The sequence below is a fragment of the Shewanella sp. AS16 genome, from assembly GCF_021412365.1.
Lineage (GTDB): Bacteria > Pseudomonadota > Gammaproteobacteria > Enterobacterales > Shewanellaceae > Shewanella > Shewanella salipaludis.
Genome location: NZ_JAKCLK010000003.1, coordinates 1 through 19,407, shown reverse-complemented (window position 1 = coordinate 19,407; position 19,407 = coordinate 1). Strand labels below are relative to the sequence as shown.

The following is a 19,407-nucleotide window of genomic DNA, read 5'->3' as shown; positions in this document are numbered from 1 at the left end:
CCTATGTGGCGTAAGCCAGGCTAAGAAAAAACACTATGAGTGACGATATCCCCCCGAGTACAAACGCCCATAAGAAAGGCTGGTTTGATAGAGTGAGTCAGTTATTCCAGGGCGAACCTCAAAATCGTGAAGATTTGGTCGATGTGATCCACGGCGCCGAACAGCGCGATCTCATCACCGAAGATACCCGCGAAATGATTAAGGGTGTATTAGAGGTATCCGACCTGCGAGTCCGGGACATAATGATCCCCAGAGCTCAAATAGTCGCACTGCAAATAGACAACACGGTCGAAGAGCTGCTGGCAACCGTCATAGGCTCGGCCCACTCCCGCTTCCCGGTCGTCAACGAAGATAAAGATCATATCGAGGGCATATTGCTCGCCAAAGATCTGATCAAGTATGGCTTCCACAACGGTGACGAACCTTTCTCCCTCGCCAAGGTCATACGCCCTGCGGTAGTAGTGCCAGAGAGCAAGAGAGTCGATGTCCTGCTCAAGGAATTTCGCTCCCAGCGCTACCACATGGCGATAGTGGTCGATGAGTACGGCGGCGTGTCCGGGCTGGTGACCATAGAAGATATCCTCGAGGAAATCGTCGGCGAGATCGAAGACGAATTCGATCATGACAGCGCCGAAGAAACCGAGATCCGCAAGGTAGGCAATACCGTCTACATGGTCAAGGCGCTGACGCCGATCGAAGACTTCAATCAGCAATTTCATAGCCATTTCAGCGACGAAGAGTTTGATACCGTCGGTGGTCTGGTATCCCATGCCTTCGGCCATCTGCCGGAGCGCAACGAGAGCATAGAAATTGAAGGCATAGAATTCAAAGTGATCAGTGCCGATACCCGTCGTTTGATCCAACTCAGGGTCAAACTGCCCGATCCCAATACCGACGAACATACAGATACCTGATCCGTGCTGAATACCTTGAGGGCCTGGTCCCGCCATACCAGCGTCAGGCTGGCCACGGCCTTCGCCGTGGGAGCCAGCACTGCGCTGTCTTTCGCCCCCTATTCGCTGTGGCCCATCTATCCCCTGGCGCTGGCATTCGCCCTCTGGCAAAGCCGAGCCCTGTCGGCCAGGGCCAGCGGCTATTATTGGCTGAGTTTCGGCTTCGGCAGCTTCGCCTTGGGCATCAGTTGGGTGCATGTCAGCATGGCGAAGTTCGGTGGCCTGCCGCTGCCGGTCTCCCTGGGACTGATGGCGCTGTTGGCGGCCTATCTCAGCCTGTATCCGGCCTTGGCCGGCTACCTGCTGCAGAAACTGACACCACAGCGCAATGGGGCGCCATGGCGTAACCTGGCACTCTTCCCCGCCCTGTGGACCCTGGGCGAATGGGCCCGCGGCTGGGTGTTGACAGGCTTTCCCTGGCTCTGGGGCGGTTATAGCCAAACCCAGGGACCACTCAAATCGCTGGCCAGTATTGTAGGCGTCCTGGGACTGAGTTTCCTGCTCGCCATGCTGGCCGGTGCCATGGCACTGTGCCTGAGCCGCCGCTACAGGAGCCTGGCCATCTTGCTGCCTGTGTTGGCGCTGGCGGTCTTCATCGGCCCCAGAGTCTCAGACATAGAGCGCAGTGGCGAGCGCCTCAAGCTGGTCCTGGTCCAGGGCAATATTCCCCAAAGCATGAAATGGCAACCGGACGCCCTCTGGCCTACCCTGCTGAAATACATGGATCTGACACGGCCACAACTGGATGCCGACATCATCATCTGGCCCGAGGCCGCAGTTCCTGCGCCCGAAGCCATGGTGGCCGACTTCCTGGAAAACGCCAACCGGGTGGCCAACCTCAATGACAGCGCCATCATCACTGGCATCATCAGCCAAGCAGAGGGGAACTTCTATAATAGTTTGATAGTACTGGGAAACCAGGATGAGAAACACCAAGACAGTGCCGACTACCGGGAAGGGCATGCCAATAGATTCAACAAGCATCACCTGCTGCCCATAGGCGAATTCGTCCCCTTCGAGTCACTGCTCAGGCCGATTGCGCCCCTGTTCAACCTGCCCATGTCCTCCTTCGGCCGCGGCGATTATCGGCAGCCCAACCTCAAGGCCCTTGGCTATAAGGTCGCGCCTTCCATCTGCTTCGAAATCGCCTTCCCGGAACAGGTCAGGGATAACCTGGACCCGGACACAGATCTCTTGCTGACTGTGTCCAACGACGCCTGGTTCGGAGAATCCAACGGCCCCTTGCAGCACATGGAAATTGCCCAGATGCGCGCCATAGAGCTGGGACGCCCCCTGGCGCGGGCCACCAACAACGGCGTCACTGCGCTGGTCGATGAACATGGCAACATCAGTGCCCGCCTGCCGCAATTCGAGGCCGGGGTACTGACTGCCGAAGTGCCACTGGTCACGGGCCAAACCTGGTTTGCCCGCTGGGGACAGGCGCCGGTACTCTGGCTGTGCGGCTTATTGTTCGGCTTCAGCCTATTGGGCCTGCGGCGCTCACCCAAGGCACGGCAACGGCGCGCCTTGGGAGCCAAACCACTCTAAGGCGCCAGCGCCTCGCGGGTAAAGGTCTCGCCGTCACACTGAGGACAATCCGGGATCACCCCGGGGAACTCTATGTCCATCGCATGACCGCACTGGACGCAGATGAGCTTGCCCTGACTGACGATGTCACCGCTTTGGTAATACCCCTGCTGCTCTATGTCCTGGGTCAGTTCATGCCATTCCACCTGGCTGCGGTCGGTAATTTCATTCAGCCAATGCCAGAAGGTGTTTTCCACCGCGATCACAGTCGGGCTATGGCTCAGGCTGGCATCATTCTGCTGATGCAAAAAACTGCCTATGTCACGCTTCAGGAATTGTTCCACCAGCGCCAATTCATCGGCATCGGCGCGGCTCTTGAGCAATAAATAATCTTTACCTTGGGTAACCTCCTGGTACAAATGCTTTGCTGTCAGTGAGTTATCTTCTGCAAACCGAGCTTTCATTCGCTCTATCAGGGCTTGATATAACGCCAGCAACTCCGAACTTCTCTTACTCATGGTTAAGACTCCTTAAGACGAACCTTTTTAATGAATCACTTCTGGTTTATTCTATGCAGATCTCACTCGCGCTTTATAGCGCCAGATCAAATAATAGGCGGCATTGCCGGAAACAGATTGATGCAAGAGCAATATAATCCCTCAGAGATCGAAGCCTTAGTGCAACAGCACTGGCATGACAACAAAACCTTCCAGGTCACAGAAGACCCGAACAAGGAAAAGTTTTATTGCCTTTCCATGTTCCCTTATCCTTCTGGCCGCCTGCATATGGGGCACGTGCGTAACTACACCATAGGAGACGTGGTGGCCCGTTACCAGCGCCTCCAGGGTAAGAATGTGCTGCAACCCATAGGTTGGGATTCATTCGGTTTGCCCGCAGAAAATGCCGCCATCAAGAACAGCACGGCGCCCGCGCCCTGGACCTATGAAAACATAGACTATATGAAGAACCAGCTGAAAATGCTGGGCTTCGGCTATGACTGGAGCCGGGAAATCGCCACTTGTACCCCTGAGTATTATCGCTGGGAACAATGGTTCTTCACCAAGTTGTTCGACAAGGGCCTGGTCTATAAGAAGACGGCTTCGGTCAACTGGTGCCCGAACGATGAGACTGTCCTGGCGAACGAGCAGGTACAGGACGGTTGCTGCTGGCGCTGCGACACCCCTGTGGAGCAGAAAGAAATTCCTCAGTGGTTCATCAAGATCACCGCCTATGCCGAAGAATTGCTCAACGACATAGACACCCTCGATGGCTGGCCTGAGCAGGTCAAGACCATGCAGCGCAACTGGATTGGCCGCAGCGAAGGCATAGAAATGACCTTCGGCGTCGCCGACAGCGATACCAGCTTCGACATCTACACCACCCGCCCCGACACCCTGATGGGCGTGACCTATGTGGCGATCGCCGCCGGTCACCCACTGGCGGAACAGGCGGCGCAGAACAATCCTGAGCTGGCGGCCTTCATCGACGAGTGCAAGAACAGCACGACCTCGGAAGCCGAACTGGCGACCATGGAGAAGCGCGGCGTAGCCACAGGTCTGTATGCCATTCATCCCATCAGCGGCAAGCGGGTGCCTATCTGGGCCGCCAACTTCGTGTTGATGAACTATGGCACGGGCGCTGTGATGTCGGTTCCCGGCCACGATCAACGTGACTATGAGTTTGCCACCAAGTACGGCCTGGCGATCGAGGCGGTGATCAAGCCTGTCGACGGCGATGTGGATATCTCAGCTGCCGCCTACACAGAGAAAGGCGTGTTATTCAACTCGGGTGAATTCGACGGCCTGGACTTCCAGGGAGCCTTCGATGCCATCGCCGACAAGTTGGCGGCCGAAGGCAAGGGCAAGCGCCAAGTCAATTACCGTCTGCGCGACTGGGGCGTTTCCCGTCAGCGTTACTGGGGTGCTCCCATCCCCATGGTGACCCTGGCCGATGGCACTGTGATGCCAACCCCGGAAGAACAGCTGCCCGTGCTGCTGCCCGAAGATGTGGTGATGGATGGCATCCAGAGCCCGATCAAGGCAGACAAGGAATGGGCCAAGACCCAGGTCAATGGTCAGGACGCGCTGCGTGAAACAGATACCTTCGATACCTTCATGGAATCTTCATGGTACTACGCCCGCTATTGCAGCCCGCACGCCGACCAGATGCTGGATCCGGCCAAGGCCAACTACTGGTTGCCGGTGGATCAATACATAGGCGGCATAGAACACGCCTGTATGCATTTGCTGTATTTCCGCTTCTTCCATAAGCTGTTGCGTGATGCCGGCCTGGTCAACTCGAACGAGCCCGCCAAGCAACTGCTGACCCAGGGTATGGTGCTGGCCGATGCCTTCTACTACACCAATGAGAAAGGCGCCCGGGTATGGGTATCACCACTGGATGTGACAGTGGTCGACAAGGACGACAAGGGGCGTATCCTCAAGGCCGTCGATGCCGAAGGCCATGAGCTGGTGTATACCGGCATGAGCAAGATGTCCAAGTCGAAGAATAACGGCATAGATCCTCAGGTGATGGTGGAGAAATACGGCGCGGATACAGTGCGCCTGTTCATGATGTTCGCCTCACCGCCGGAGCTGACCCTGGAATGGCAGGAGTCTGGGGTCGAAGGTGCCCATAGATTCATCAAGCGGCTGTGGAAATTGGCCAGCGAGCATCTGGCCCATGACGGCCGGGAGGCCCTGGATGTCAGCCAGCTGAGTGCGGATCAGAAGGCCCTGCGCCGTGAAGTGCATAAGACGATCGCCAAGGTCAGCGATGACATAGGCCGTCGCCAGATGTTCAACACCGCCATCGCCGCCGTGATGGAGCTGATGAACCACCTGCAGAAGGCGCCGCAAACCAGTGCCCAAGACAATGCCCTGATAGGTGAAGCCCTGTCGGCCATAGTGCGCCTGCTCTACCCCATCATTCCTCACGTCAGCTTCAAGCTGTGGAATGAACTGGGTAACAGCGGCAGCATAGAAGACAGCCACTGGCCAGAGGTCGATGAGTCTGCCTTGGTGGAAGACAGCAAGCTCATAGTAGTGCAGGTCAACGGCAAGGTACGGGCGAAGATCACAGTCGCCGCCGATGCCAGCAAGGAATCGGTCGAAGCCCTGGGTATGAGTGACGAGCATGTCATCAAGTACACGGATGGCCTGACGGTCCGCAAGATCATTTATGTCCCGGGTAAGTTACTGAGCATAGTGGCAAACTAAGACCCATGGCCTAAGTTAACCTTAGGCCAACTTTACAAGGAACTGGCGAAAACCTTATGCTGATAAAACGCATATGCTTCGCAATGATGGCACTGCTCATACTGAGCAGTGCCGGTTGCGGTTTTACACTTCAACGCAGTTATTCTATTCCGACGGCGCTCGGACACCTGAGCCTGAGCAGCTCGGATCAATACAGTGAACTCACCCGCTTGGTACGGGAACGCCTGAGACTGAACAGCATAGTCGTAATAGAGGCCGCCGACGATGTGCCGGCACTGAGACTGCTGCATGACTCACTCGAGCGCTCGACCCTGTCGCTCTATCCCACAGGCAACGTGGCCGAATACGAACTCATCTATCTGGTCGAGTTTGCCGTGGCCCTCCCGGGGAAAGAGGCGCAAGCCTTCAAGGTCGATATCCGCCGCGATTACCTGGACGATCCGCGCACCGCACTGGCCAAGAGCCGCGAAATGGAGCTGCTGACCAAGGAGATGCGTATCCAGGCCGCCGACAAGATACTCCAGACCCTGGCCGCTACCGAGGTAGATTGATGCGGGTCTATCCTGAGCAACTCGCCCGCCAGCTCAATCCCCTGACGCCCTGCTATCTGATCTTCGGCGACGATCCCTGGCTGGTCGAGACCAGCAAGGCCCAGATCTGTGCCGCCGCCAAGCAGCAAGGCTTCGAAGAAAAGGTGCAACTGACCCAGGAAACGGGTTTCAACTGGCACGAGCTGCAGCAGGAATGGCAGGCGATGAGCCTGTTTGCCAGCCGCCGTATCATAGAGCTGACCCTGCCCCAGGCCAAACCCGGCACCGAAGGCTCACAGACACTGCAATCCCTGCTGCAACAGCCCAACCCGGATATGTTGCTCATCATTCAGGGTCCCAAGCTTGCCAGTGAACAGACCAACAGCAAGTGGTTCAAGAGCCTGGACAGCCAGGGCGTCTATGTTCCCTGCATCACGCCGGAAGGGCCGCAGTTTCAACGCTGGCTCGATGCCCGTATCAAGCACTTCGGCCTCAAATTGCAGGCCGATGCCAGGGCCATGTTGTTTGCCTTGTATGAGGGTAACCTGCTGGCGGCGGATCAGGCGATGCAACTCCTGCAGCTCCTCAGTCCAGAGCAGCCCATAGGTGCCGACGAGCTTGGCCACTATTTCGAGGACCAGTCCCGCTTCAGCGTCTTCCAGCTGACGGATGCGCTCCTGGGCAATAAACAGGATAAGGCGCAGCACATGTTGGCCCAACTGCATGGCGAAGGCACGGCCATGCCCATCTTGCTCTGGAGCCTGTTCAAGGAACTGACCCTGCTGTTGCAGCTCAAGAGCGCCCAGGCCCAGGGCACTGGGCTCAACAGTCTCTGGAGCAAGCATCGCATCTGGGATAAGCGCAAGCCCCTGTATCAGGCGGCGCTGGAGCGACTGACTCTGCCCCAGATAGAACACATGTTGGCCACAGCCTCCAAACTGGAGCTGATGCTCAAGCAGCAAGGGGTGGAAGACTGGACGGCGCTGAGCCACCTATGCCTGCTGTTCGATCCCAAGGCCCACAAGCATCTGGCCCACATAGAGCTCTATTGATATGCCTTTCCTTAGCCCCCGTCTCTCCCTTAGTCCTGATCCGGGCCAGGATGCCAATGGAGTGTTAATCTAAGATGCGTATCGGTATTCTCGGCGGCACCTTCGATCCCATACATTACGGTCACATACGACCGGCGCAGGAAGTGAAACAACAACTTGGGCTGGACGAGATCTGGCTGATGCCCAATCATGTTCCGCCCCATAAACAGGCGCCGAACGTCACCGCCGCCCAGCGCCTGGCCATGGTCGCCGCCGTCTGTGCCGAACTCGATGGCTTCGAGCCCTGTGACATAGAAATCAACAGAAGCAGCCCTTCTTATACAGTCACCACCCTGGAGCAACTCAAACGCCGCTACCCGCAGCACGAGTTTCTCTTCCTGCTGGGGATGGACTCCTTCATCGGCCTGCCCAGCTGGCATGAATGGCGGCGCCTGTTCGAGCTGACCAACCTGGTCTTATGCCAGCGTCCCGGCTGGCAGCTGGCCAGCAGCGACCCCATGTTTGCCGAACTCGAAAACCGCCGCGCCACGGTTGCGGCACTGGGCAGCCGCCCAAACGGGCTCATCTTCCCGGTAGACATCCCCCCCCAGCCCTATTCTTCGACCGAGATCCGCCGTCAGCTCGCCCTGGGGCGGCTGCCCGGCGATGCGCTGGCACCCAGCACCCAGGCCTACATCCGCGCCCATGGGCTCTATCGCCGCTGAGGCGCCAACCCAAAAACAACGACGGTTAACAGGCCTCGAATCATGCCGTTAGCCACAGCCAAGACCCGGACGCCAACTATATCGCCCCGCGCCAATGTATTCCCGCGAACAAGACTGGTATACTGTTGCGCTATTTTAAATTAACGAGGTACGCCAGCGTGCAAAGCGCGGAATTAAAGCAATTTGTTGTCGATAAGGTCGACGACTTGAAAGCCAGAGACATAGTGGTTTTAGATGTGAGCAATCAATCCAATATCACTGATTATATGGTCATTTGTTCTGGTACATCCAAGACTCATGTCAGAGCCATAGCCGAAAATGTGATCGTTGAAGCCAAGAAAGCCAACATCCCTCCTTTGGGTGTCGAAGGCCGTGACAGCAGTGAATGGGTATTGGTCGATTTAGGCGATGTCATTCTGCATGTGATGCAGGATCAGACCCGTGATTTCTACCAGCTCGAGAAGCTCTGGTCAGAAAAGCAAGACTGATGAAGTTACAACTTGTCGCAGTAGGGACACGGATGCCCGATTGGATCACCCGTGGATTCGAAGAGTACCAGCGCCGCTTTCCCCGGGATATGGCGCTGGAGCTGGTGGAGATCCCTGCCGGTAAGCGCGGCAAGAATGCCGATATCGCCCGCATCCTGCAGAAGGAAGGTGAGTCTATGCTGGCAGCCATTCCCAAGGGCAACCACATAGTCAGCCTGGACTTACCCGGCAAGAACTGGACCACCCCTGAGTTGGCCACCCAGCTGAGCAAGTGGCAACACGATGGCCGCGATGTCAGCCTGTTGATAGGTGGCCCAGAAGGCCTGGCTCCCGCCTGCAAGCAAGCCGCCGGCCAGAGCTGGTGCTTGTCGGCATTGACCATGCCACACCCCCTGGTCAGAGTCGTGGTCGCCGAAAGCCTGTATCGCGCTTGGAGCATCAATAACAACCACCCCTACCACAGGGAATAAGCTCACTCTGGGTCAAAACGAGTGCTACAGATGCGCAACAGCCATAACATTGAGTCGGAGATAGCATAAGTGTCGCGAAGAAAGCGGATAACCATGCATGATCACGCCGCAGAGGCGTCGCTGTTCAAACGTCGGGCGCTGTTTACCTTTTTCTGTGTTGTTGCCCTCCTGAGTGTATTGCTCGCCAACCTGTACCAATTGCAGGTCCTGTCCTACAAGGACTATGAAACCCGCTCCAACGACAACAGGATCCGTGTCGTTCCCGTGGCCCCCAGCCGTGGCCTGGTCTATGACAGGCATGGCGAGTTGCTGGCCGAGAATCAGCCCTTCTACTCGCTCGAGCTGATCCCCGAGAAAGTCAAAGACATGGGCGCCACCCTGGATGCCCTGGATGCCTACGTCCATATTTCTGCCGATGAGAGAGAGAGCTTTCTCGAGGCACTCAAACACCACAGACGCTTCAAGCCCCTGACCCTGAAGAGCCGCCTCACGGAGCAGGAAGTGGCGATATTCAGCGTCAATCAATATCAATTCCCGGGCATTTCGGTCGAAGCCGGCCTCAGACGCCATTACCCCTATGACAGTGTGCTGACCCATGTGCTGGGGTATGTCGGCAAGATCAACACCCGCGACAGAACCGCCCTCGAGCGCACGGACCAATGGAAAAATTACCCGGCCACCAAGGATATAGGCAAGCAAGGCATAGAAAAATTCTATGAGCCCCAGCTCCATGGTCTGCCGGGTCACCTGGAAGAGGAAGTCAATAACCGCGGCCGCACCATACGCACCCTCAAGGTGGTGCCGCCCGAGCCGGGGCAAGACATCTATCTCACCCTGGATCTCAAGCTGCAACAGAAGGCGGTGGAACTGTTAGCCGGACGCCGTGGCTCGATAGTGGCCATAGATCCCAGGGACGGCGGCATATTGGCCATGGTCTCCAGCCCGAGCTACGACCCCAACCACTTCGTGCATGGGATCAGCAGCAAAGACTACAGCGCCCTGCTCAACGATAAATCCAGACCCTTGATCAACCGTGCCACCCAGGGCCAATATGCGCCGGCGTCGACGGTCAAACCCTTGATCGCCTTGCTGGGACTGGAGGAAAAGGCCATCACAGAGAAGACCCGCATCTGGGATCCCGGCTTCTGGCAGATCCCCGGGGTCGAGCGTAAGTACCGTGACTGGCGGCGCTGGGGTCATGGCTGGGTCAATGTCTACAGCGCGATAACCGAATCCTGTGACATCTTCTTCTATGATCTGGCCTACAAGATAGGGGTGGATAACATGTCCCGTTTCATGGAGCCTTTCGGGTTCGGCCAGGTATCCGGGGTCGATATTTCCGAGGAGTCCGCCGGCAACATGCCTTCCAAGGACTGGAAACGTCTCAAGTACAACCAGCCATGGTACATAGGGGATACCATTTCAGTGGGCATAGGCCAAGGTTACTGGACCACCACACCATTGCAGTTAGCCAATGCCACCGCCATCCTGGCCAACAGGGGCAGACGCTTCACCCCGCACCTGCTCAAGGCCATGCAGACACAGGATGCCGATGTCGCCCCGGATGAACGCCCGCCGATAGTGCTGGACAACCCCCACAACTGGGAGGTGATCAACGAGGCCATGCGCATGACAGCCAACAAGTCGCGCTTTACCGATGCCAGGTATACAGCCGCGATGAAGACAGGCACGGCGCAGGTCTTCAGTGTCGCCGAAGATGCAAGATATGATGCGAAAACCATAGATGAGCGCCTGCGGGATAATGCCCTGATCGTGGCCTATGCTCCCTTCGAGCAGCCCAGGATAGTCATCGCCATGGTACTGGAGAATGCCGGCTGGGGCGGCGCCAATGCCGGCCCCATCGCCAGGGAATTGCTGGATGAATATATGCTCAGAGACACCAAGGAGCCTGCACTATGAATTCACATCAAGGGCGCAAGAACATCTGGCTGCGATTGCATATCGACCTGCCGCTGTTGATCGGTATCCTGGCCCTGATGAGCTTCGGCCTGTTCGTCATCTATTCCGCCAGTGGTGAAGATCTCGCCATGATGGACAGGCAGCTGCTGCGCATGGGTCTGTCCCTGATGATCATGTTCATAGTGGCCCAGATCAATCCCGAGGTGCTCAAGCGCTGGGCGCTGCCCATCTATATCGCCGGCGTGATACTCCTGCTCGGGGTGCATTTTTTCGGGGAAACCAACAAGGGTGCCCAGCGCTGGCTCAACCTGGGCTTCATGGAGTTTCAACCTTCTGAGCTGATCAAACTCGCCTTCCCCATCACCATGGCCTGGTACATAAGCAAGTTTCCGCTGCCGCCGAAGAAACGTTATCTCACCGGCGCCGGGATCATACTGTTGATCCCCACCCTGCTCATCGCCAAGCAGCCGGATCTCGGCACCTCCATCCTGGTGGCGGCATCCGGCATCTTCGTATTATTTCTCTCCGGCATGAGCTGGGCGATCGTCGGCACCATAGCCGCGGCCGTGCTGGCTCTCTTGCCGATATTGTGGTTCTTCCTGATGCATGACTATCAGCGTACCCGGGTATTGACCCTGCTCAATCCCGAGCAGGATCCCCTGGGCGCGGGTTATCACATAATACAGTCGAAAATTGCCATTGGCTCAGGCGGTCTCTGGGGCAAGGGCTGGCTCGATGGCACTCAATCACAACTTGAATTTATTCCCGAGCGTCACACAGACTTCATCTTCGCCGTGATCGGGGAAGAATTCGGCCTGATAGGCAGCATGCTGCTGCTCACCCTGTACCTGTATGTGATTGGCCGTGGCCTGGTCATCGCCTCCCGGGCACAGACCAGCTTCGCCCGCCTGCTGGCAGGCAGTATCATACTGACCTTCTTCGTGTATATTTTCGTCAACATAGGCATGGTCTCGGGGATCTTGCCCGTGGTCGGTGTTCCCCTGCCCTTAATCAGCTATGGCGGCACTTCCATGCTGACTTTGATGACGGGATTTGGCATCCTAATGAGCATTAACACCCACAGACGCTTCGTCGACAGATAGGGATACTTTTTAATGGGGAAGCTGCAAAGCTGGCTGCTGCCGGCAATTCTGTCACTCGCAGGCTGCAACAACCTGGTCACGGCCGATGAGCCCGAGGGCCTGCGCGCCGAGTTTATTCAAACCCAGATAGAGAATGGCTTCAGCCGAGCCGAGATAGAGAGCTTTCTCGGCAAGGCAAGGCGCAATCAGGCCGTACTCGATGCCATATCCAGGCCCTGGGAAGTCAAACCCTGGTTTCAATATGCGCCGATCTTCTTGACCGAGAAACGCTTGCAGGCCGGGCTGGACTTCTGGCGCCTTCACCAGAAAGCCATCACCAAGGCCGCCAATGAATTTCAGGTCGACCCGCAGATTATCGTCGCCATCATAGGCATAGAGACCTTCTATGGTCAGTACATGGGGACCTACCCTGTGATAGATGCCCTCTATACCCTGGGGTTTTATTACCCTCCCAGAGCGACCTTCTTTCGCAGCGAATTGGCTCAGCTGATGTTGCTGGCCAGAGAGGAACAGCTGGAAGTAGCCGAGTTGAAGGGGTCTTACGCCGGCGCCATGGGCTATGGTCAGTTCATCCCCTCCAGCTACCGGCATTATGCCGTCGACTTCGATGCCAACGGCAAACGTGAGCTGGTGAGCAGCCCGGTAGATGCCATAGGCAGTGTCGCCAGCTATTTTCACCGCCACGGCTGGCAACGCGGTGCTGCCGTCGCCCTCCCCCTGGCCAACGCCGGCACCCACGCCCCCAAGGCCAAAGTCTGGGCCGGCGAGAAACCCGGGCTCAAGGTCGCCGATATTCTCAGCCCTGAGTTGTCGCTGACAAACAGCCAAGATCTGGATGTGTCACAATCGGCGCTGCTGATCGCCCTGGAGCAAGAGGAGCAGGTCGATTACTGGCTGGGGCTCAACAACTTCTATGTGATCACCCGCTATAACCGCAGCCCTCTGTACGCCATGGCCGTTTATCAATTCAGTCAACAACTCAAAGAGCGTCATGAAAATCCATACTAAGCGGCTGTTACTCATCCTGGTCACCGCGACCCTGCTCACAGCCTGCGCCGGTAGCGGCGGGCGTTATAGCTTGAAAAATGATGCGGCGCCGAGCAACGCGCCCGATGTCAGCAAGGTAGAAGATGCCCACGCCAAATATGAAGCCTACAGCCGCCAAGGCAACAAGCCCTATACCGTCCTGGGCAAGTCCTATGAGGTGCTAGCCACAGGCAAAGACTTCAGCCAAACGGGTTATGCCTCCTGGTATGGCAACAAGTTTCATGGCCACCTCACCTCCAACGGCGAAACCTACGACATGTACTCCATGTCCGCTGCCCATAAGACCCTGCCCTTACCCAGCTATGTCAGGGTGACCAATCTGGAAAACGACAGGCAAGTCATAGTCAGGGTCAACGACAGGGGGCCCTTCCACGAAGGCAGGATCATAGATCTGTCTTACTCGGCGGCCTATAAACTGGATATGCTGCGCACCGGGACAGCCAAGGTCAAGATAGAGACCTTGTACATAGAAGATCCCCAGTCCAGCAGCTTGGCGGCCCTGCAGGATACAGGCATGAACTATATCCAGCTTGCCGCCTCCAAAGATAAGCTGAAACTGCAGGCCCTGGCCACTCAACTCGAAAGCAAGTATCAGGTCAAATCACGGCTGCAGCCGGTCACGCCCGAGATGTATCGTCTGCAGCTGGGTCCCGTCGGCCAGGCCGAGTTAGCCAACAAGCTGCTCGACACCATAAAGCTGGACGGATACCCCCAGAGCTACATCATTCATGAGTAGCTCTGGGGTAAAAATTGCAGATGAAGGAACCTTCACTGAAATTCAGGGTCGACTAATGTTATACTCGTGACGATTTCAGTCCTTTTCATTTCCCAACTAAAAGACGTGCCTAGTTAATGATGAATTTTGCAAAGAGTCCCATTAGAACCCTGCTGCTTCTCACCTGTGTATCGGCTTCTTCCCAGGCAGCTCCCATGGTCATACCCGACGCACCGAGCGTCGCCGCCAAGGCCTATGTGTTGATGGATTACAACTCCGGCCGCATCATAGCCGAGAGCAATGCTTACGAGAGCCTGAATCCGGCCAGCCTGACCAAGATGATGACAAGTTATGTGATTGGCCGGGAGATCAAGGCGGGGAATATCTCCCCCGAAGATGAAGTCACCATCTCCCAGAATGCCTGGTCGAAAAACTTCCCCGACTCCTCGAAGATGTTTATCGAGGTGGGAAAGACGGTTAAGGTTGAAGATCTTAACCGCGGCATCATAATCCAATCGGGCAACGATGCCTGTGTCGCCATGGCCGAGCATATCGCCGGTACCGAAGGCGCCTTCGTCGATCTGATGAACTCCTGGGCCAAACAGCTGGGCATGAGCGACAGCTATTTCGAGAATGCCCACGGCCTGGATTCCGCAAACCATAAGTCGACGGCCTATGATATGGCGCTGCTGGGGGCGGCACTGATCCGTGACGTACCGCAGGAATATCGCGTCTACAGCGAAAAATCCTATACTTACAACGGCATCAAGCAATATAACCGCAATGGACTCCTGTGGGATAACAGCATGAATGTCGACGGCATCAAGACGGGCCATACCTCGGGTGCCGGTTATAACCTGGTGGCTTCGGCGACCAAGGATGGCATGCGTTTGATCTCAGTGGTTATGGGCACCAAGAGTGAATCTGCCCGTAAGGCCGAGAGCAAGAAGCTGCTCAACTATGGTTTCCGTTTCTTCGAAACCATCACCCCCTACAAGGCGGGCGACAGTTTCGTCACCCAAAAGATCTGGTACGGCGATAAAGAATCTGTCGACTTGGGTGTGATCACAGATACACCAATCACAATCAATCGCGGTAAAGCCAAGAATTTGCAGGCCAATTTCGAGCTGACCAAAGCCCTGACTGCCCCACTGGCGAAAGGCGAAACCGTTGGCCGCATCTACTTCCAACTCGATGGCAAAGATGTCGCCCAGTTCCCGCTGGTGACATTGCAGGAAGTCAATGAAGGCAGCTGGTTCAGCAAGTTAATGGATTACTTTAAGCAGATGTTTGCCGGCTGGCTCGGCTAAGCACCGCCTCAGCAAACAAAGCCACCTCAGGGTGGCTTTGTTGTTTGTATGCCCTGCGAGCTTGAATCGGTTATAATCGCCACTATAGAGATCCAACTCCCATCAGCAAGAGCGTAAAATATGTTAGACACTAAATTCGATGAACTAATGGAATTTCCCTGCGCCTTCCCCTTCAAGGTGGTCGGTGATGCCCATGAAGAATTGGCCGACAGGGTCGTCGCCGTGGTGCAGAAACATGCCCCGGGCGATTATACCCCCACCACCAGGGCCTCGAGCAAAGGCACCTACTATTCGATCACCATACGCGTGACCGTGCTAAGCAAAGACCATGTGGAGACCTTGTACACAGAACTTGCCGCGGTAGAAGGTGTGAGACGCGTGCTATAAGCACGACTCATCAGTCCTGCACGCTACTGTCTTACATTTGGCGGCCAGAGGCGTATAATACCGCCACTTATATTTGAGGGGAGAGGTTGCCCTTGCAAGAAAGCACTTTGCATATCCGGCATCTTGGTCAGCAAGATTACGAGTCTGTATGGCATGCGATGCAGCAGTATACGGACACCCGCAACGGCGACAGCCCGGATCAACTCTGGATAGTAGAGCACCCGAGCGTGTTCACCCAGGGTCAGGCTGGTAAGAGTGAGCACATACTCAATGCCGGCGATATCCCTGTCATTCAGGTCGACAGAGGTGGCCAAGTCACCTATCACGGCCCGGGACAGCTCGTAGCCTACCCCCTTATCGACATCAAGAGAGCCAAACTTGGCGTTCGCCAGCTGGTCAATCATATAGAGCAGAGCATAGTCGACATGTTGCAGCCCTATAAGATAACAGCCTATGCCAAGGCCGATGCGCCTGGCGTATATGTCAATGAGCGTAAGATTGCCTCATTGGGACTCAGGATCCGCAAGGGGTGCTCGTTTCACGGCTTGGCGCTCAATGTGAATATGGATCTGTCACCCTTTCGTCGCATCAATCCCTGCGGTTATGCCGGCCTCGAAATGGTGCAATGTAAGGAACTTGGCGGTCCAGAGTCCGTCGAAGAAGCCGGCAAGCAACTCATTCAAACTTTTAGCCAATTACTCGGCTATCAGCAACTAGTTCATCATCAAGGATTAGCAGAGTCATATGAATAGGCCCGAAAGATTACAACCAGGCGTCAAGCTGCGCGACGCGGATAAAGTATCACGTATACCGGTGAAGATAGTGCCCTCAGAGCGCGAAACCATGCTGCGTAAACCCGACTGGTTGCGAGTGAAATTGCCGGCATCCAATCAAAGGATACTCGAGATCAAGCAGGCCCTGCGCAAGAATGAGCTGCATTCCGTGTGCGAGGAAGCTTCATGCCCTAACCTGGCCGAATGCTTCAATCATGGTACTGCGACCTTCATGATCCTCGGGGCAATTTGTACCCGTCGCTGCCCATTCTGTGACGTGGCCCATGGCCGTCCCCTCAAGCCAGATGCCAACGAGCCGGTCAAATTGGCCCAGACCATACGAGACATGAAACTCAAGTATGTGGTCATCACCTCGGTGGACAGGGACGATCTGCGTGACGGTGGTGCCCAGCACTTTGCCGACTGCATACGCGAGATCCGTAAACTGAACCCTGAGATAAAGATAGAAATCCTGGTACCGGATTTTCGTGGCCGTATCGATGCCGCCCTGGATATTCTCGCCACCGAGCCACCGGATGTATTCAACCACAACCTGGAAACGGCGCCAATGCATTATCGCAAAGCGCGTCCAGGTGCCAATTACCAATGGTCATTGGATCTGTTGAAACGTTTCAAGGAACGTCATCCAAATGTGCCGACCAAGTCGGGGTTGATGATGGGACTGGGGGAAACCAACGAAGAGATAGCCCAAGTACTGCGTGATCTGCGCGACCATAACGTAGAAATGCTCACCCTGGGGCAATATCTGCAACCATCCAAGTTCCACCTGCCGGTAGAGCGCTATGTGCCACCGGCCGAGTTCGATGAGCTCAAGGCATTGGCAGATGATTTAGGCTTCACTCATGCCGCCTGTGGCCCTCTGGTACGCTCCAGCTACCATGCGGATCTGCAAGCTCAGGGCAAAGAAGTCAAATAGTCTCGGCACTTGACTCACCCCATAAAAAAACAGCGCCTCGGCGCTGTTTTTTTATGAGCGCGGCGCGATGCTCAGCATTGCGCCAGACACAAGTCCATCAGAATGGCATCTTCGGGACCTGTATCGCTCTGATAATAGCCCTTACGCCGCCCCGACTCGACAAAGCCGCTGCTCAGGTAGAGCCGCTGCGCGGCCACATTTGAGGCACGCACTTCGAGTAATATCACCACAGCATGGCTCTGTATTGCCTGTTCAATCACGGCCTTTAACAACAGGCGTCCCAGGCCCTTGCCTTGCTGCTCCGGCGCTATGCAGATGTCCAGCAAGCTCAATTCATCGACTATCTGTTGCACTATGGCAAACCCTACCAGAGACTCGTCGTGGAACGCCCCCAATACCCGGTACAGGCTGCCGAAGCAACTCGCCAAGTTAGCCTCTGACCAGGGATGACTATGGGCCTGTGCCTCAATCCGCGCCATCTTATCGACATCGACAGGCGTCAGGGGAACCAGCATCAGGCTCATGTCTTGCTTCCTGTCTGCTTCGAGTCCAACCAGGCCGCAATCTGCTGCCATAGCGCCCGTTTGGCGCCGGCACTGGAGATCAGGACTTCCAAGGGCTCAGACACCAACCAGGCTTTACGCGGCAACACAGCTGGTCGACGCAGATCCCACACCAGAATCGCATCTCCCGGGACCCGTTCATCGAAGTGGCAATCGCCACTCTCAATCCCCAGCAGGCTGAGCACACTCTTGACCAAGGGGTGATCGGCCAGCTCCATATCCTGATTATGCGCCACGGCAAAAGGCTTACGCCGAGTCGCAGGCTGTTGCCAGCGACTGATGCCCATGGCATCCAAATAAGCAGATTTCTTCACCGACTCTTATTTCTCGAAAGGCCAACCCAGGCTGCTAGCATACCAGCTCTAGCTAAACTTTGTTATTCGGCACGGGCAAGTATCCGGGCACTGGCCCAACTCAGTTGACAAACTGCAGACGTGAAAAAGCCGAGCATAGCTCGGCTTTTTCAGAATTTGGCAGGGGTGGGGAGACTCGAACTCACAACATGCGGTTTTGGAGACCGCCGCTCTACCAATTGGAGCTACACCCCTGTTGACGAGACGCATTATGCTAAAAGCACTCTCAAAGGTAAAGGACTTTTTATGGCAAAAAACATTAACTGCAGGTTTTTCAAACAAGTTCCGAAAATGTAACCCCCAAGCCGGCTCCCGAAGAGAATAAACATAGGCTTGGATGGATGCTCATCCGGGAGATGGCTGCCCCACCCAGGCATCAGGGTCAAAATCATCACTGAAGCTCTGTCGCGACCTTATCGCTTGTATGCCTGAGGCCACATGACACTGCAACAGCGAGCCAGGCTGACCGCATGAGCCCAACACAGGAAGCGCAGGCAGTGCGCCGCGCGGTATTTGGCCTGACCTTTCCATGCTCGAGTGACCATGTCATCCAGACATATAACGAAAAAGCCCGTTGCTTTCACAACGGGCTTTCTCGACTCTCTTAACAAGAAATTAGGCGCCTGTCATGGTCGGCTACAGGTAAAGCCGTCGCGCTCAATGGACGCCAAGCCATGCTTCACCAACATAGCTTCTTTCAGCCCAGGAACCACAGGGATGGGGGAAGTGCCTTTAGTCCAAACGCAAAAAAGCCACCTTATTCAGGTGGCTTCTCTACTCTCTTACGAGCTCTTACGAGCTCTTACGAGCAATTAGGCGCCTGTCATGGCCAGCTTCGAGCCAAGCTCTCTGCGTTCGGACCTTTTATCTTCCCCATGTTCGAGTGAGCATGTTAAAAGTTGTTAAACGAAAAAATCCCCAACACAGTGTACTGGGGATTTATCGCTTCTCTTTCGAGAAAATTAGGCGCCTGGAAATGACCTACTCTCACATGGGGAGACCCCACACTACCATCGGCGCGATTGCGTTTCACTTCTGAGTTCGGGATGGGATCAGGTGGTGCCACAATGCTATGGTTTCCAGACAAAACTGCTTAATCGTGTCTTCGACACAATTAATAATTCGGAAAGCTGATTTGCTTTGAGTTCAAGTACATGGAGGTACTTGATGTCATAAATGCCTGGAGCATTTTATGACCCACTTTATCAAGCGCTTGTATTCTATCTAAGGTTCAGTAAAACCCATCTGGGTTGTATGGTTAAGCCTCACGAGTCATTAGTACATGTTAGCTCAACGCCTCACAACGCTTACACACCATGCCTATCAACGTCCTAGTCTCGAACGGCTCTTTAGAGGA

At 55.6% G+C, this 19,407-nt stretch carries 19 protein-coding genes, 1 tRNA gene and 2 rRNA genes; 16 read left to right on the top strand and 6 right to left on the bottom strand.

Going from position 1 to position 19,407, the window contains the following annotated elements:
* The first annotated feature begins 35 nt into the window (after positions 1 to 35).
* Together corC and lnt are read left to right on the top strand one after the other, a co-directional pair.
* On the top strand, positions 36 to 914 hold the full coding sequence (gene corC / locus LZP73_RS08620; protein WP_234234325.1) for a CNNM family magnesium/cobalt transport protein CorC: 879 nt from the start codon (positions 36 to 38) through the stop codon (positions 912 to 914).
* Between the two features lie 3 nt (positions 915 to 917).
* Positions 918 to 2,501, top strand: coding sequence for an apolipoprotein N-acyltransferase (gene lnt / locus LZP73_RS08615; protein ID WP_234234322.1), 1,584 nt, complete (start codon positions 918 to 920; stop codon positions 2,499 to 2,501).
* Here lnt and LZP73_RS08610 read toward each other — a convergent pair.
* The gene (locus LZP73_RS08610; RefSeq protein WP_234234320.1) at positions 2,498 to 2,998 is read right to left on the bottom strand and encodes a zinc ribbon-containing protein; all 501 of its coding nucleotides are present in this window, start codon (positions 2,996 to 2,998) and stop codon (positions 2,498 to 2,500) included. The genes lnt and LZP73_RS08610 overlap by 4 nt on opposite strands.
* A gap of 120 nt (positions 2,999 to 3,118) precedes the next feature.
* Between LZP73_RS08610 and leuS the strand changes: the two genes are divergently transcribed.
* The 14 genes from leuS (at position 3,119) to lipA (ending at position 17,134) form a co-directional block, all read left to right on the top strand.
* Positions 3,119 to 5,698 (top strand): leucine--tRNA ligase, encoded by a 2,580-nt coding sequence (gene leuS, locus LZP73_RS08605; RefSeq protein ID WP_234234318.1) that lies wholly within the window; start codon positions 3,119 to 3,121, stop codon positions 5,696 to 5,698.
* Between the two features lie 56 nt (positions 5,699 to 5,754).
* Positions 5,755 to 6,249 (top strand): LPS-assembly lipoprotein LptE, encoded by a 495-nt coding sequence (locus LZP73_RS08600; RefSeq protein ID WP_234234315.1) that lies wholly within the window; start codon positions 5,755 to 5,757, stop codon positions 6,247 to 6,249.
* A complete protein-coding gene (gene holA, locus LZP73_RS08595; RefSeq protein ID WP_234234313.1) occupies positions 6,249 to 7,280 on the top strand; it encodes a DNA polymerase III subunit delta in 1,032 nt (343 codons plus the stop codon). Before LZP73_RS08600 ends, holA begins: the two co-directional genes overlap by 1 nt.
* 74 nt (positions 7,281 to 7,354) lie before the next feature.
* Positions 7,355 to 7,984 (top strand): nicotinate-nucleotide adenylyltransferase, encoded by a 630-nt coding sequence (gene nadD / locus LZP73_RS08590; RefSeq protein ID WP_234234311.1) that lies wholly within the window; start codon positions 7,355 to 7,357, stop codon positions 7,982 to 7,984.
* 158 nt (positions 7,985 to 8,142) lie between these two features.
* Complete coding sequence (gene rsfS / locus LZP73_RS08585; protein WP_169565921.1) at positions 8,143 to 8,472, top strand: ribosome silencing factor; 330 nt, start codon at positions 8,143 to 8,145, stop codon at positions 8,470 to 8,472.
* Positions 8,472 to 8,942, top strand: coding sequence for a 23S rRNA (pseudouridine(1915)-N(3))-methyltransferase RlmH (rlmH, locus tag LZP73_RS08580; RefSeq protein WP_169565922.1), 471 nt, complete (start codon positions 8,472 to 8,474; stop codon positions 8,940 to 8,942). The genes rsfS and rlmH overlap by 1 nt, the downstream gene beginning before the upstream one ends.
* Before the next feature lie 69 nt (positions 8,943 to 9,011).
* Positions 9,012 to 10,862 (top strand): penicillin-binding protein 2, encoded by a 1,851-nt coding sequence (gene mrdA, locus LZP73_RS08575; protein ID WP_234234309.1) that lies wholly within the window; start codon positions 9,012 to 9,014, stop codon positions 10,860 to 10,862.
* Positions 10,859 to 11,965 (top strand): rod shape-determining protein RodA, encoded by a 1,107-nt coding sequence (gene rodA / locus LZP73_RS08570; RefSeq protein ID WP_234234307.1) that lies wholly within the window; start codon positions 10,859 to 10,861, stop codon positions 11,963 to 11,965. Before mrdA ends, rodA begins: the two co-directional genes overlap by 4 nt.
* Before the next feature lie 12 nt (positions 11,966 to 11,977).
* Positions 11,978 to 12,973 (top strand): lytic murein transglycosylase B, encoded by a 996-nt coding sequence (gene mltB / locus LZP73_RS08565; protein WP_234234305.1) that lies wholly within the window; start codon positions 11,978 to 11,980, stop codon positions 12,971 to 12,973.
* Positions 12,957 to 13,748, top strand: coding sequence for a septal ring lytic transglycosylase RlpA family protein (locus tag LZP73_RS08560; protein WP_234234303.1), 792 nt, complete (start codon positions 12,957 to 12,959; stop codon positions 13,746 to 13,748). The genes mltB and LZP73_RS08560 overlap by 17 nt, the downstream gene beginning before the upstream one ends.
* Positions 13,749 to 13,864: 116 nt before the next feature.
* On the top strand, positions 13,865 to 15,037 hold the full coding sequence (locus tag LZP73_RS08555) for a serine hydrolase (protein ID WP_234234301.1): 1,173 nt from the start codon (positions 13,865 to 13,867) through the stop codon (positions 15,035 to 15,037).
* Positions 15,038 to 15,157: 120 nt separating this feature from the next.
* Entirely contained in the window at positions 15,158 to 15,424 is a 267-nt protein-coding gene (gene ybeD / locus LZP73_RS08550; RefSeq protein ID WP_234234299.1) for a DUF493 family protein YbeD, read from the top strand.
* A gap of 92 nt (positions 15,425 to 15,516) precedes the next feature.
* The gene (gene lipB, locus LZP73_RS08545; protein WP_234234297.1) at positions 15,517 to 16,176 is read left to right on the top strand and encodes a lipoyl(octanoyl) transferase LipB; all 660 of its coding nucleotides are present in this window, start codon (positions 15,517 to 15,519) and stop codon (positions 16,174 to 16,176) included.
* On the top strand, positions 16,169 to 17,134 hold the full coding sequence (lipA, locus tag LZP73_RS08540) for a lipoyl synthase (RefSeq protein WP_234234294.1): 966 nt from the start codon (positions 16,169 to 16,171) through the stop codon (positions 17,132 to 17,134). The genes lipB and lipA overlap by 8 nt, the downstream gene beginning before the upstream one ends.
* A gap of 71 nt (positions 17,135 to 17,205) precedes the next feature.
* Here the strand turns inward: lipA and rimI are convergent, their stop codons facing one another.
* The 5 genes from rimI to LZP73_RS08515 form a co-directional block, all read right to left on the bottom strand.
* The gene (rimI, locus tag LZP73_RS08535) at positions 17,206 to 17,658 is read right to left on the bottom strand and encodes a ribosomal protein S18-alanine N-acetyltransferase (RefSeq protein WP_234234292.1); all 453 of its coding nucleotides are present in this window, start codon (positions 17,656 to 17,658) and stop codon (positions 17,206 to 17,208) included.
* Positions 17,655 to 18,011 carry a DNA polymerase III subunit psi gene (locus LZP73_RS08530; RefSeq protein WP_234234290.1) on the bottom strand — a complete coding sequence of 119 codons (357 nt, stop codon included), beginning with the start codon at positions 18,009 to 18,011 and terminating at the stop codon, positions 17,655 to 17,657. Before LZP73_RS08530 ends, rimI begins: the two co-directional genes overlap by 4 nt.
* A 157-nt stretch (positions 18,012 to 18,168) precedes the next feature.
* A tRNA-Trp gene (locus LZP73_RS08525) sits at positions 18,169 to 18,245 on the bottom strand.
* 773 nt (positions 18,246 to 19,018) lie between these two features.
* Positions 19,019 to 19,134: ribosomal RNA gene (rrf, locus tag LZP73_RS08520) — 5S ribosomal RNA — on the bottom strand.
* A 170-nt stretch (positions 19,135 to 19,304) separates the two neighbouring features.
* Positions 19,305 to 19,407, bottom strand: a 23S ribosomal RNA gene (locus tag LZP73_RS08515); the annotation flags it as partial.

Coding starts and splice junctions, on each gene's coding strand:
- holA (WP_234234313.1), top strand. CDS start 6,249: ATGCGGGTCTATCCTGAGCAACTCGCCCGCCAGCTCAATCCCCTGACG.
- mltB (WP_234234305.1), top strand. CDS start 11,978: ATGGGGAAGCTGCAAAGCTGGCTGCTGCCGGCAATTCTGTCACTCGCA.
- nadD (WP_234234311.1), top strand. CDS start 7,355: ATGCGTATCGGTATTCTCGGCGGCACCTTCGATCCCATACATTACGGT.
- LZP73_RS08560 (WP_234234303.1), top strand. CDS start 12,957: ATGAAAATCCATACTAAGCGGCTGTTACTCATCCTGGTCACCGCGACC.
- LZP73_RS08600 (WP_234234315.1), top strand. CDS start 5,755: ATGCTGATAAAACGCATATGCTTCGCAATGATGGCACTGCTCATACTG.
- rlmH (WP_169565922.1), top strand. CDS start 8,472: ATGAAGTTACAACTTGTCGCAGTAGGGACACGGATGCCCGATTGGATC.
- leuS (WP_234234318.1), top strand. CDS start 3,119: ATGCAAGAGCAATATAATCCCTCAGAGATCGAAGCCTTAGTGCAACAG.
- lipA (WP_234234294.1), top strand. CDS start 16,169: ATGAATAGGCCCGAAAGATTACAACCAGGCGTCAAGCTGCGCGACGCG.
- rodA (WP_234234307.1), top strand. CDS start 10,859: ATGAATTCACATCAAGGGCGCAAGAACATCTGGCTGCGATTGCATATC.
- LZP73_RS08610 (WP_234234320.1), bottom strand. CDS start 2,998: ATGAGTAAGAGAAGTTCGGAGTTGCTGGCGTTATATCAAGCCCTGATA.
- corC (WP_234234325.1), top strand. CDS start 36: ATGAGTGACGATATCCCCCCGAGTACAAACGCCCATAAGAAAGGCTGG.
- LZP73_RS08555 (WP_234234301.1), top strand. CDS start 13,865: ATGATGAATTTTGCAAAGAGTCCCATTAGAACCCTGCTGCTTCTCACC.
- rimI (WP_234234292.1), bottom strand. CDS start 17,658: ATGAGCCTGATGCTGGTTCCCCTGACGCCTGTCGATGTCGATAAGATG.
- ybeD (WP_234234299.1), top strand. CDS start 15,158: ATGTTAGACACTAAATTCGATGAACTAATGGAATTTCCCTGCGCCTTC.